Source organism: Phycisphaerae bacterium (assembly GCA_041652575.1).
Taxonomy (GTDB): domain Bacteria; phylum Planctomycetota; class Phycisphaerae; order Sedimentisphaerales; family UBA12454; genus UBA12454.
The window spans coordinates 43,308-57,212 of sequence record JBAZHC010000007.1 but is presented as its reverse complement, the minus strand read 5'-3'; the positions used below and the strand labels follow the sequence as shown (position 1 = coordinate 57,212).

Below are 13,905 nucleotides of genomic sequence, written 5' to 3'. Positions count from 1 at the left end.
AGTTTAGTTCCATCAAATCGCATATACGCCCGGCGAACGAAAAGCCTGTAAAACATTAAGGTTTGCTCGTTGTAGCCATCGATAGAATAGCAGAACGAAATCAATAAAATTTGTTCCTAATAAGATTTTTTTAAAAAGATAGTCGATGTGGCAGGGACCCATAAATTCGCGATTTTTAATGCTTGTTGTCCTTTATTTGAAACTTCGATGACAGCTAACCGATTCGGAGAGGGAACATCCTGAGATTATTATTAATTTTTACTTTGAAAACCGAGAGTTCTTAGAAAAAACCGGTTTTTTACGTGAATTTCATTTACTTTGGTATGCATAGATGGTATACTGCAATGTATTGCCGAGTTGAAAACCTGGACATTGAAAAATTCTGTGCAATGAAGCCATGATTTGAAGTGGTCAATATCTATCAGCCGCTTATAAGTGATTTGAAAACTGGAGGATGTATGAAAAAGAGAACGACTCTGATGGTGTTGGTATTTGCGATGACCATCTGTTGTTGTAACTCTTTTGGAATCGCCAGTACCAAAAAACTAATGGCTCATTATATGCCATGGTATCAGTCCCTGCCTGTCAGCGGATTCTGGGGCTGGCATTGGACGATGAACCACTATAGTCCGCCGACTACATACGCATCGCATTACCATCCGCTCTTTGGGCCGTACGACTCCAGCGACCCGCACGTATTGGCATCACAGGCGCTTTTGATGAAGTTTGCGGGTATAGATGGTATGATTGCCGACTGGTATGGTATTGCGGATTTTTGGGATTACGGCCTTATAAGGGACGCTACGAATGCCTTTGTCCCGTACATAAAAGCGGCCGGCCTTGAATTTTCCATCTGCTATGAAGATGCGACTGTGGGGAATATGCTCAATAATGGTTACTTCGTTCCCGCCACCAGAGCTATGGCTGTTGCACACGGTCAGCAGGTAATGCAGTGGTTACAAACAAATTATTTTACCGACTCGTCATATTTGAAAATAGATGACAGGCCGGTATTGCTTTGCTTTGGGCCTCAATTTTTCACCGATGCGGAATGGACAACATTATTTAGCGTCTTGAATCCGAAGCCGCACTTCTTTCCTTTAAAATATCATTTTATATCCTACCCCACAAGAACCGGAGAATTTGACTGGCCCAGTCCACAATCAGGTACGACGCCTTCATCGCCGACATCTTCAACAAGTATAATCAATAATCTCAACTCTTTTTACAGCAGGGCCGGTACTTATCATTGGGAGCATTATCTGGCGGGAGCTTTTCCGAGATTTCACGATATTTATGCGGAAGCCGGAGTGGGTTCATCTTATGGTTATATCGATGACCAGTATGCAGCATTCGGCTCTACCTATTCTTATACGCTCGAAAGGGGATTGCAGAGCAGCGCGGATATCGTCCAGCTTGAAACATGGAACGACTACGGCGAAGGGACAATCATCGAGCCGACAGAAGAGGATGGCTATATATATCTGGAAATAACTCAGCAAATGCGTAAGCAGTATATCGATGCTGATTTCTCCTACACGGCTGCGGACTTAAGGCTGCCTGTACGGCTTTACACGTCAAGAAAGGCAAATCTGAGCAATCCCACTGTAATGGCTCAACTGGCAACAGCAGAAAATTATTTATTTGCCGATAATCTAAGTGGTGCGGAAAAAATTCTTGACCAAGTCGAGTGCACAACACCTTTTGCAGGCGACCTGGACGGCGATTGCACGGTGAACATCGACGATCTTCGCGTCTTGGCATTAGCCTGGCTGCAAAACGAACCATCAGCAGATATTGCCCCGACTGGCGGGGACGGCATCGTTAACTTTATGGACTTTGCTGTTTTAGCGGATAACTGGCTCACCAGTGCACCTTGAACTATTCCAGCTTAAAACACAGGCAATATTAAAGGAAAGCTTGAGGCTTGCATGAAAAAGAGAACGACTCTGATGGTTTTGATATTCGCGACGACCATCTGTTGTTATAACTCTTATGGAATCGCCGGCACAAAAAAAATAATGGCTCATTATATGCCTTGGCATCAATCTAAGCCTTTCCGTGGATTCTGGGGTTCGCATTGGAATAAAGGCAGCTACTTCGACCCGCCGACTACAGTTGCATCGCATTATTATCCTCTCCTGGGCCCATACGATTCCAGCGACCCGCACGTATTAGCGTCTCAGGCACTTTTAATGAAGTTCGCGGGGATAGATGGTATGATTGCCGATTGGTACGGCATTACAGATTTTTGGGATTACGGCCTTATAAGGGACTCTACGAATTGCTTTATCCCATACATAAAGGAGGCCGGACTTGAATTTTCAATTTGCTACGAGGATCAGACTGTTAAGCATATGTTAAATAATCATTACTTTGGTGCGGATGCCAACGACAGAATCCCTGCCGTTGCGCATGGCGTAGAAGTGATGCAGTGGCTGCAAACTAACTATTTTACTGACCCATCGCATCTGAAAATAGACAACAGGCCGGTATTGCTTTGCTTTGGGCCACAGTTCTTCACCGATGACGAATGGACCACATTGTTTGCAGCTTTGAATCCGAAACCGCATTTTTTCCCTTTGAAATATCACCCTGTATCCTACCCCACAAGAACCGGCGAATTTGACTGGCCGGACCCATCCTATGGTACAGAAGGTGTAATTTCGAGACTTGACTCTTTTTACAGCAGGGCCGCTTATATGCACTGGGAGCATTTCGTTGCCGGAGCTTTCCCGCGATTTCACGATATTTATGCACAGGCAGGAGGTACATCTTATGGTTATATCGATGATGAAGGGGTATATGGAACGTATGGAACATCTACCTATTCTTATACTTTGGAAAGAGCCCTGCAAAGCAACGCTGATATTGTTGAACTCGTAACCTGGAATGACTACGGTGAAGGAACAATCATCGAGCCAACCGTAGAGGATGGATATTTGTACCTTGAAATAACTCAGCAATTGCGTAAGCAGTATGTCGATGTTGATTTCTCCTACACGGCTGCGGACTTAAGGCTGCCTGTACGGCTTTACACGTTAAGAAAAGAAAATCTAAGCAATCCAGCGATAATGGCTCAACTGGCCGCAGCGGAAGATTATTTATTTGCCGATAATCTTAGCGGTGCAGGCAAAATTCTCGATCAAATCGAGTGCACAGTGTCTTTTGCGGGTGATCTGGACGGCGATTGCAGAGTGAATATCAATGATCTTCACGTTTTGGCATCAGCCTGGCTGCGAAATGAACCATCAGCAGATATTGCCCCGGCCGGCGGTGACGGCATCGTTAACTTTATGGACTTTGCAGTATTAGCGGATAATTGGCTTACAAACGCACCTTAGTAATTAAAATCCGGCAAAAATTTAGGTTCGTTGAACGGCCGGTAAAATCCTTTTTGGAAAATAAATCAGGATTGTTGTATAATTAGGAAGGGAAATCAGGATGATTCTCGGCGTAAAATTTAGGTTTTGGATGATGTCGTTATTATTATTTTTCTCTAAAGGTTATGCGAAACAAATTTGCCAGACACAACTGCTTGGCGAAGGGGTTGTTCGTTTTTACGACGCGAATACGACAATTAAGGATTTACCGCCTTCGATGTCATTTGAGCGCGAGCCGAATATAATCGGCCAGGCTCCGGCCTCGTGGACGCTTGTGCCGAAGTTCGGCATTGATAAAAACGGCAGGCATACTGCGACTATAAAAATTAAGAGCGGCACAAGCCTGTACGGTACCGGTGAAGTTTCCGGAAACCTTTTGCGCAATGGGTATGTTATCGAGTGCTGGAATACCGATGCTTATGGTTACAGCGGGTCAACTAAATCGCTGTATCAGTCGCATCCATGGGTTTTGGCGGTAAGAAAAGATGGAACTGCTTTTGGCGTCTTGGCCGATACCACCTGGCGATGTCAGATTGACCTGAGCAAAGATATAAAATTTTCCGCTGAAGGGCCGAGTTTCCCTGTGATTGTAATCGATGCCGATTCGCCGCAGAATGTGCTGAAGAAACTTGCGACTCTGATTGGCAAAATGCCCTTACCGCCGAAATGGGCAATCGGTTATCACCAGTGCCGATATTCTTATTATCCGGACAAACAGGTACTCAAGATAGCCAAAGAATTCCGCAGCCGTAACATCCCCTGCGATGTTATCTGGATGGACATTGATTATATGAATGGCTTTCGAATATTCACCTTTAACCGTAATCGTTTTCCCGACCCTGCCGGTCTCAATAACGACCTTCACAAAATGGGTTTTAAATCAGTTTGGATGATTGACCCGGGCGTCAAAGCAAAGAAAGGATATTTTGTCTATGACCAGGGCATTGCCGGCGATTTTTTTGTAAAAAAAGCCAATGGCCGTGAATACAACGGCAGGGTATGGCCCGGTATGTGCGCTTTCCCTGATTTTACTATGCCGCAAACGCAAAACTGGTGGGCCTCATTATACAAACCCTTTATGGCCAAGGGTATTGACGGCGTTTGGAACGATATGGATGAGCCTGCGGTTTTTAAAACACCCTCAAAAACAATGCCCGAGGACAACATTCATCGCGGCGGCAACGGCCTGCCTAAAGGCCCGCACGCTCAATATCATAACGTTTATGGTATGCTGATGGTTAAAGCTTCGCGTCAGGGCATTCAGCAGGCCAATCCTGATAAACGGCCATTTATACTGACAAGAGCAAATTTTATCGGGGGCCACAGATATGCCGCTACGTGGACAGGCGACAATACTTCAGATAGTAACCATCTTGAAGATTCAGTATCTATGATTCTGAATCTTGGCCTTTCCGGTCAGCCTTTCTGCGGGCCGGATATCGGAGGCTTCCGTAACGACTGCGATGGAAAAATGTTTGCAAGATGGATGGGTGTGGGAGCGTTACTTCCATTTGCCCGCGGGCACACTGAAAAGGGTAATATGAATAAAGAGCCCTGGATGTTTGGGGGTGCCATCGAAGCTTCCTGCAGAACATCTTTGGAACGGCGGTATCGCCTGCTGCCGTATTTGTATACATTGTTTTATGAAGCGTCAACAACCGGCCTTCCAGTAGCACGTCCCGTTTTCTTCGCGGATCCTGCTGACCCGAAACTACGGCAGGAGGATAACGCTTTTCTGCTCGGTTCTGATTTGCTGGTAGTGCCAAAATTGAGACCTGAGTTAAATCTGATTCCTAATCTGCCGGCGGGGATATGGCGAAGCGTTTCACTGGTTGATGAAGACATTACCAAAGATGCCAATCAACCCGAATTAAAAATCCGCGGCGGAGCTATCATTCCGCTCGGCCGAGTAGTGCAAAACACAGAACAGCAATCTCTCGACCCTCTGACGCTATTGATCTGTCTCGATGAAAATGGACAAGCCAAAGGTACGCTATATGAAGATGCCGGTGACGGCTATGGCTACCTTAGCGGGCAATATTTATTGACCAATTATATCGCCCGACTTGATGGCGATAATGTAATTGTTGAAGTGGCCGGGCAGCAGGGCAAAATGCAGCCCCCCAAACGCGACATAGCCGTAAAACTTATAACAGAAAAAAATGTAAAAAATTAAAAAAAAGATAAACATGAACATATTATCCTCAATATATGACGCTTCTAATGCCCTTGGCAGGCCAAAAAACCGGTTTTTAATGTTTTAAAAACCGGTTAGTAAGGTAAAAAAATTTAAAGAAATATCTTGCAATATGCTTTGATTATAGGTATAATTCATACTCGATATTGGTAGTATTTTGGTTTGTAAAAAGTTTTATTGTTTTGCGCATATTAGAAATTAGGGCAAGGAGATGTTGTTATGGGCAAACAAAAAGGTGAGTTTGGCTCGGCAAAAGTAAAGGTTGCTGATCAAGGAAGAGGCAGGTTCCAAAAGGCGTTTACATTAGTCGAACTTTTGGTGGTAATCAGCATCATTGCTATATTACTGGCAATGTTGATGCCGGCACTGCAAAAAGCCAGAAAACAAGCCAAGTCTGTTATTTGCATATCCAACCTCAAACAGTGGGGTCTTATGTATTCTATGTACTGCGAGGACAACAGCGGCTATTTCTTCAGCGGCCAAGTCAATGGTTCGTATAAGGGCGGGCCCACTGGAGCAGATCATGGCCGGTATTGGAGAGGAGCCATGAGACCATATTCCAACAACGAAAAGATGTGGCTTTGTCCCGAGACCGTAAGGCCGCAGGTCAGCGGACAGGAACCCGCGAAGGGGTCTTCGTCCGAGGTAGCATGGGAATTCGATGGTGATGTAGGCAGCTACGGTATCAATGGCTGGGTACTCAATCCATCGCCGACAGCGGATGATAGCGGTGGTACGGATGCAACCGGCGGCGTCTTCTCTCGCAAGCCCATTTCAGATTTCTGGAAAACCTGCCGGAACAAAACCGCGAATAATATGCCCGTATTTGCAGATATGTGGTTCACTGATGCCTGGCCAAGGGATGCTGACCCGCCTTCACTGTCAGATAAATGTCCAGGCGACGCCGAGACCTATGCTCAGACTCCGCCGAATGAAATGCAGCGTGTTTGTGTCGACCGGCACGGCGGGTATGCAGGTACCGTCTTTATGGATTGGTCTGCCAGGAAAGTCGGGATTAAAGAGCTGTGGACATTGAAATGGAACAAATCGTATAACATCGGCGGAAAATATACTATAGCAGGCCGCATGAAACCTGGAAATTGGCCGGCATGGATGCGGAAATACAAGGATTACTAAAAAGTTCATAATAAAATTATTTCGACAGGCACATATGGTGATTTTGTCGAAAACACATGGATATTTGTTTTGGCTTGTGGCCAAAGCGAAAAGAGAAGAAGTTGTGTTTGAAGAAATGGAGGATGTATTATGTGTAAAAAGTTAATAATTGTTTGTGTTTTGGCAATGGCGTCCCTCAGCTATGCAGAAGTGATCGGCGATTGGGAAAACAACATGGACGGATGGGTCGTTGAATGGGGAATGACGGCAAGCTACGACACGACCGGGCACACTTTGAATGATTATGCCCTCAAGCTGGTAGTTGATGCTCCCGATTGGTATGTAGGGTCTATGGACAAAGTCCTTTCCGAAAGCAGTGTGAATGCGATTGCGACTCGTGCAGTTGATGAGTTCAAATTAGACGTGACGCGATTTGCAGCTGACTGGACACTTGGCAGTTGGTGGATTCCGGAGAGCCGGATATTTTTTGCTATCAGCGTTGGCGCTCAGAACGATGATGATGAGTGGGCTTACTGGGGAGGCGGAATGGAAGTCTTAGGTGCCGCGTGGTATCCTGCTTATCTTGCAGATCTTGACCCTCCGCATATCGCCCCATCTGTAGATGATGACAGCACAATGACAGCAACATGGTCACTCAATCCCATTCAAGATGCTCTGGATGCCATGATTGCCTCTGGTTTTTACCGTAACATAGGTATGGATATCAGGCTTATCGGCAATGAGCCTGGTTATACAGGTCCGGTGACTTATTACATCGATAATGCTCGGTTGGTTCCAGAGCCGGCAACGATGGCCCTTCTTAGTCTTGGCTTAGCGCTGATTCGCAGAAAACGCTAATAAGCTAATTACTTTCTAAAAGTATTAGTTAGTCAATGATTTTGTATTAGTTCGGGGCCTGTGCTGGATGAATCAACATAGGCCCCGGTTTGTTTTCGTGGGTAGGCCGGGTTTACAGCAAGTAATTTGAAATATCGTTCGAATAAGACAAAAGCGATTAGATGCGGATTTTTTGCAGAAATAGATAAGAAGAATTGATAAAAATTCATTTAAAATAAATAAGCTGGCAAGTTTGGTATAAATAAAATTGTAAAATGTATAATAAGTTATGTTCATAAGAGAAGAACCGGAAATTGTCAGAAAAAGAAAGGGAGATTATTATGCGTAAAAAAATTATTTATATAATAACTTTTATTATGGCGATGTCTCTGACGTTTATAACTTACGGTGATGTCGTAATAGGTAACTTTGAAGATCTCTCGGACCCGTGCCATGAAGGATGGGTCAAAGCCAATCCAAGCGACCCGAATATCACGCTAAGCTACAGCAAAACCGGCGTTACATTGGACAGCAACAGTCTTAAGATTGCCGATTCTACAGGTAACGGCTTTGAACGAGCCATCTCTAAGGGCCTGATGGGTGACGTTAACGCATTCAGGGACAGCGTTAAGATTTCGTTGGACCTTACGCGACTGGCAAGCGACTGGGATGGGCCGCATGGCGGATGGGATGCATACGGCAATTTTTTAGGCTGGAACGAATTTTATATGATAATCGAAGCAGGCAGCACAGACGCCAACGTTGGTAAAGGCGTATGGGCCAAGGGATGGCAACTGCCTCAAATAGCAAATTGGGGCTCGTGGAATGGGGACGATCCGATAACCTATATATACGATTATTCTTTGATTCTTAATCAAATTGATTTTAACAATCTGACATATTTAGGCGTTATATTCGCCAGCAATTGGGGCAACTATGACTCAGGCGGAGTTTACTATCTTGACAATATAAAACTGATTGGCGAAGGAATGGCTTATGAACCAAGTCCGACCAATCATGAAGTAGATGTGGCGGGAGGTTCTAATCTTATCTGGTCAGAAGGAGCAGGAGCTGTCACGCACGATGTATATTTCGGCACCAATTTTAACGATGTAAATGATGCCAACAGAACTAATCCGATGGGCGTACTAAAGAGCGAAGACCAGGACGCTAACGTTTATACCCCCACCCTGGCACTGTACAAAACCTACTATTGGCGAATCGATGAAGTCAATTCTCTCGGCGTTATCACAAAAGGTGAGGTCTGGGATTTTATGACTGAATATGCCGGCATGGGCCTTGTATTGGGTGACTGGGACAATGGACTGAACGGCTGGGAAAAAACGTGGCAGGGAAAGACTACTTTAAGTCACGCTTCATTAGGAACAACATTGGGCGATCATAGTCTCGCTGTACAGACAGTTAAAAATACCGTAGACGATCCGGGCTACTGGATAATCAAGCATGAAGGGGTGTTGGACCTGACCAATATGAAGCTTCAGGTTGATGTTACGCTGCTTGCTGCGGAATGGACCGGTCAAACGGTTACACTCGGACCGCTCGTTGTGCAAAGCGATCTGGCTCATACATGGAGTTCGTACACAGCTTCAGTAATAAACAGACTTACCGGCGGATTTGCAAGTAATACGTGGTCCGGGACAAGTAACGCATACAGAACCCTTATCTTTGATTTTACAGGGACTGATGCCGATGGTTATATCCACACTGACTGGACAGATGCAAATAAGATGACGATAATGCTCGCCCTGCAGAATGGTGCTGAAGGCCCGGGGAAATTTTACCTTGATAATGCGCGGTTAGTCAATATTCGACTGGCCAATGCTCCAAGGCCGGGTACCCTTGCGACAGATATAAATACGACGCCTACCATCGGCTGGACAAAAGGAAAAGACGCCACCTCGCACGATGTATATTTCGGTACCGATGAAGCGGCTGTAACCGATGCCACTACATCGAATCCGCTTGGCGTATTTAAAGGCAATCAAGCTGAAGCAGTTGGCGGGTTAAATAAATATGTTCCCGGCCTGCTTGCGAAAAATACGACTTACTACTGGCGAATAGATGAACGGGGCGCCGCGGGCAGTCCGTGGAAAGGCCTGATATGGCACTTTACGACAGCAGAATATGTCTTCGTGGAGGATTTTGAATTCTACAACAATACCTCCAGAAAAATATATAATACGTGGATACAGGGCGGCGGCGGTAAGGTAGGTTATGACACTAATGATCGTGCCGAGATAAGCATTATTCACGGAGGTCTGCAATCGATGCCGTTTGATTACAATAACCTTGTGTCGCCATACGATTCAAATGCCACCCGTACATTTACTTCGTCGCGGGACTGGACTGCCGAAAGCGTCAAGTCATTGGAACTGTGGGTTAGAGGTTGGCCGATATCAGTCGGCAGCTTTACGGGTTCTGACCCGTACACAATTACCGCTTCCGGTGAAGACGTCTGGAACGTGCCGGATTTGAGAGGGTCAAAGTACCACGATGAGTGTCACTACGCCTACAAGAAAGTAACAGCAGGTGATGAATACGATTACGTGACGATTATAGCGAAGGTTAATAGTATCAGTAACACCAGCCCGTGGGCCAAGGCCGGAGTGATGGTTCGCCAGTCGCTGGATCCAAATTCCAAGAACGGGTTTATGTGTATCACGCCTGAAATGGGCGCGGCCTGGCAGTATCGTGAAAATGATGCTAATCTCAGCACCAGCTACGACTACTACACAAGACCGGCTTATACCGGCCTGAAGGACATTAACGCTCCATACTGGGTAAAGCTTGAGATTGATACCTACTTCGGTTATGTAGATGCTTACTATTCGGCTGACGGCAGCATCTGGCATCATGTGGACGGCGCCGGTTATCCTACGATAACTTTGCCGTTATATGTAGGTTTAGCGGTGACTGCTCATAATTCTGCGGCAACGTGCACGGCAGAGTTCTCCGATGTCTCCATAATCGCAGGGACGGCATCATCATGGGGTCATCAGGACATTGGTATAAAAAGTAATATTGCTGCGCCGCTGTACGTAACTTTGCAGGATGACAGCACCGTTGGCGGCGATAAAGCAACAGTTACTCAAACTGATCCCAATATGGTCATACAAAATACCTGGCAGGCATGGGATATAGACTTGAATGACTTCAAGGTCAATAATCCCAACCTGAACCTGGAAAAGATTAAGAAGATAACCCTCGGTGTCGGACACAGGTCCGGCGATCCCTATGGTAAGGGAACGCTGTACTTCGACGACATCAGGCTGTACCTGCCCCGATGTATGCCCGGCAAAACACCGGATTTTAACGGCGATTGCTTCGTTGATTACGATGACCTTCGTGAGATGGCAGGTAAATGGTTGTCGTCGCCGGTCGATCCTGACGTTGATCTGAATGATGACAGCAAGATTAACTTCCAGGACTTTGCCATTTTGGCGAGCCAGTGGTATGAAGCGGCACTGTGGCCGTTTTAAGATTATTCTTAAATAGATTATGATTTTCATTCGGGGCCTATACTGGTCGGTTATAGTGTAGGCCCCGGTGTTTTATGACCGGATGGCTCAGCATGTCCGGCTATACATAGCACCAAGTGTGTGATGTAAGCCGGATGATTGCATTATATTACCTCCATTAACATTGTGTCATCCCGCAAATTAAAACTTTTTTGTATTGACAATAGATAAGATGCAAGCAAAGAATATGGCATTATTTAGAAGAAAATAAAATGGCAAATGTAATCATAAAAAATCTCACTAAGAAATTTAACGAATTCACTGCCGTAGACGATTTAAATATTGAGATAAAGGATAAGGAGTTTGCGGTTCTGGTCGGTCCATCCGGCTGCGGGAAGACCACCACGTTGAGAATAATCGCCGGTTTGGAGGAAGCAAGTTTAGGTCAGATATACATAGGAGACAAATTAGTCAACGATGTCCAGCCCAAAGACAGAGATATTGCCATGGTCTTCCAGAACTACGCTCTCTATCCGCATATGGATGTTTATAAAAATATGGCTATCGGATTAAAACTGCGCAAGTTTCCGAAAAAAGAAATTGACCAGAGAGTACAGGAAACAGCCAGGATTTTAGGAATAGAAAATTTATTAAAGAGAAAACCCAGAGAGCTTTCCGGCGGACAAAGACAAAGAGTGGCGGTAGGGAGAGCAATTGTAAAAAAGCCAAAAGTATTTTTATTCGATGAACCTCTTTCTAATTTAGACGCAAAGCTGAGAGTAACCATGAGGGCGGAAATCAGCAAACTGCATCGCAGATTAGAGGCTACGATAATTTATGTTACCCATGACCAGGTCGAAGCAATGACTATGGCAAACAGAATATTTATAATGAATGAGGGCCGTTTGCAGCAGTCAGGTCCGCCCTTGGAAGTGTATAAAAAACCGAATAATAAATTTGTGGCCGGTTTTATCGGTTCTCCGGCGACGAATTTTATAGATTCTGTAATTACAAAAGAAAGCGATGTGTATTTTATCAATGCCGAAGGCATAAAATTGAAGGTGCCTCAAAGTTTTATCCCAAAAATAACTAATTACGCAGGAAAAGAAGTTGTTTTCGGAGTCAGGCCTGAAGATATTCATGATAAGAAATTCTTTTCAAATGCCGCATCTTATAATTCCGTAAAAGCCAAAGTCGATGTAATAGAACCATTAGGGTCAGAGATTTTTATCCATCTTACTTGCGGGGAAAATTCGTTTGTCGGAAGAATGGATTCCCGGACGCAGGCAGAAGTCGAACAAAATATAGAAATTACAATAGATATGGAAAAGACGCATATCTTCGACCCCAAAACTTTGTCAGCTATAGTTTAGAAAAATTTTGATTTGAAAAACAAATTAAACACAAGGATGAGAAATGAAACGTTTTTTATTATTTTTAATATTACTGATTGTTGTAATATTCGGCTTTTCGTGTAAGAGGAACCCCGCAGCACAGCAGGGGAAAACGGCGGCTCCGTTCGTATTAACAGATGAAATGATTGCCGAGAGCAAAACATTGCCTAAGGTTCTCAATATGCCGGCCCAAATTGCTGACGGCCGTCCTGTTGAAATCACAGTAGTCGGTATTCCTCCGGATTCCCAGCCCGCGTTATTGACCGCATGGAACGAACAAACCGAACGTTTCGAGAAATTATATCCTAATGTTAAAATTCGCGGTTCAGACTATGCTTATGCTCCAGATTCGTTTGCTGCACTGGTTACAGGCAATCAGGTGCCGACGCTTTTCCAGGTCTACCTGACCGACCCAGCCAAGATGATAGACCAGGGTATATGTGCCGATTTGTCTTCAATATTTGAAGCTCAGCAGCTCGATAAAGTTTATAATGCCCGCCTTTTATCGATGATTTCGAAAGACGGGAAAGTGTATGGTATCCCGATGAAGATTTATACTGTCGGTCTTGCGTACAATATAAAACTTCTTAAAGAGGCCGGTTTCAATGTTCCGCCGACGACATGGGACGAACTCGTAACGATGGCTAAAAAAGCCACGAACCGGGATACAGGAATTGCCGGTTTTTCGTTCATTACCGATGGCGCAAACGCAGGAGGCTGGCACATGACGGTCATCGCTTATGATTTTGGTTTCAAGGATACCGATATAATAGCACAGCAGCCCAATGGAAAATACAAGGCGTGCTTCAATAATCCTGCGATGCTTTCCGCATTGAATTTCATAAAAGATTTGCGTTGGAAGCATGATGTTCTGCCTCGCGAGAACCTGGGCTGGGAAACCAACGGTCAGGCATTTGCCACCGGCCGAGTTGCCATGGCGATAATGGCCGGCGACCAATTAATCACTATTCGCCAGAACTTTCCTGATATGGATATGGATAATATTGGTTTTGCGCCATTACCGGTCGGGCCTGACGGCATAAATCGCACTTTGGGCGGCGGCGATATTGCTATGGTTAACTCTAAAGCTACTGCAGACCAGATAGAAGCTGCCGCTTACTACAGGTTATGGACTTATTTCGACCCCAATGAAACCGTGATTCATTTTCAGATAGGCAAAGGGGACCCCACGACTGTAGTTGGTGCGCCATTATATCCGCTTTATACAGGGATATTTCAAGCGGCAGGTTCAGCACTTGAACGACGATACGCAAACCTGCCTGTCGATAATTACAAATTGTATATGGACGGCATCGTTTCCGGTAAAGTCATAATGATGGCAGAGCCGGTGATTGCAGGGCAGGAATATTATCTTGCGATGGGCCAGGTCGTGGGCAAAATAGTCGCAGATAAAGATACCGACTCGGCGGTAGTTCTTAAAAAAGCTGCCGAGACGTATCAATCGAACGTACTGGATTTAATGAAATAAAGAGACTCCA

The 13,905-nt window shown here is 45.1% G+C and carries 8 protein-coding genes; all 8 read left to right on the top strand.

Features of this window, described 5'->3' with window-relative positions; all coding sequences use genetic code 11:
• Positions 1-458: 458 nt before the first annotated feature.
• The 8 genes from WC496_06730 (at position 459) to WC496_06695 (ending at position 13,895) form a co-directional block, all read left to right on the top strand.
• Positions 459-1,880, top strand: a complete 1,422-nt coding sequence (locus WC496_06730) for a glycoside hydrolase family 99-like domain-containing protein (GenBank protein ID MFA5292714.1) — start codon at positions 459-461, stop codon at positions 1,878-1,880.
• A 51-nt stretch (positions 1,881-1,931) separates the two neighbouring features.
• The gene (locus tag WC496_06725) at positions 1,932-3,344 is read left to right on the top strand and encodes a hypothetical protein (GenBank protein ID MFA5292713.1); all 1,413 of its coding nucleotides are present in this window, start codon (positions 1,932-1,934) and stop codon (positions 3,342-3,344) included.
• Positions 3,345-3,444: 100 nt separating this feature from the next.
• Positions 3,445-5,559 carry a TIM-barrel domain-containing protein gene (locus WC496_06720; protein ID MFA5292712.1) on the top strand — a complete coding sequence of 705 codons (2,115 nt, stop codon included), beginning with the start codon at positions 3,445-3,447 and terminating at the stop codon, positions 5,557-5,559.
• A 240-nt stretch (positions 5,560-5,799) separates the two neighbouring features.
• Positions 5,800-6,717 carry a type II secretion system protein gene (locus WC496_06715; protein ID MFA5292711.1) on the top strand — a complete coding sequence of 306 codons (918 nt, stop codon included), beginning with the start codon at positions 5,800-5,802 and terminating at the stop codon, positions 6,715-6,717.
• Between the two features lie 129 nt (positions 6,718-6,846).
• Positions 6,847-7,554, top strand: a complete 708-nt coding sequence (locus WC496_06710) for a PEP-CTERM sorting domain-containing protein (GenBank protein MFA5292710.1) — start codon at positions 6,847-6,849, stop codon at positions 7,552-7,554.
• A gap of 320 nt (positions 7,555-7,874) precedes the next feature.
• Positions 7,875-11,033, top strand: coding sequence for a hypothetical protein (locus WC496_06705; GenBank protein MFA5292709.1), 3,159 nt, complete (start codon positions 7,875-7,877; stop codon positions 11,031-11,033).
• Between the two features lie 251 nt (positions 11,034-11,284).
• Entirely contained in the window at positions 11,285-12,385 is a 1,101-nt protein-coding gene (gene ugpC, locus WC496_06700) for a sn-glycerol-3-phosphate ABC transporter ATP-binding protein UgpC (GenBank protein MFA5292708.1), read from the top strand.
• A gap of 43 nt (positions 12,386-12,428) precedes the next feature.
• Positions 12,429-13,895, top strand: coding sequence for an extracellular solute-binding protein (locus WC496_06695; GenBank protein ID MFA5292707.1), 1,467 nt, complete (start codon positions 12,429-12,431; stop codon positions 13,893-13,895).
• Positions 13,896-13,905 lie beyond the last annotated feature (10 nt).

Bases quoted from the DNA above. Each gene is read 5' to 3' on its own strand.
- WC496_06725 (MFA5292713.1), top strand. From the start codon at position 1,932: ATGAAAAAGAGAACGACTCTGATGGTTTTGATATTCGCGACGACCATC.
- WC496_06730 (MFA5292714.1), top strand. From the start codon at position 459: ATGAAAAAGAGAACGACTCTGATGGTGTTGGTATTTGCGATGACCATC.
- WC496_06715 (MFA5292711.1), top strand. From the start codon at position 5,800: ATGGGCAAACAAAAAGGTGAGTTTGGCTCGGCAAAAGTAAAGGTTGCT.
- WC496_06710 (MFA5292710.1), top strand. From the start codon at position 6,847: ATGTGTAAAAAGTTAATAATTGTTTGTGTTTTGGCAATGGCGTCCCTC.
- WC496_06695 (MFA5292707.1), top strand. From the start codon at position 12,429: ATGAAACGTTTTTTATTATTTTTAATATTACTGATTGTTGTAATATTC.
- ugpC (MFA5292708.1), top strand. From the start codon at position 11,285: ATGGCAAATGTAATCATAAAAAATCTCACTAAGAAATTTAACGAATTC.
- WC496_06720 (MFA5292712.1), top strand. From the start codon at position 3,445: ATGATTCTCGGCGTAAAATTTAGGTTTTGGATGATGTCGTTATTATTA.
- WC496_06705 (MFA5292709.1), top strand. From the start codon at position 7,875: ATGCGTAAAAAAATTATTTATATAATAACTTTTATTATGGCGATGTCT.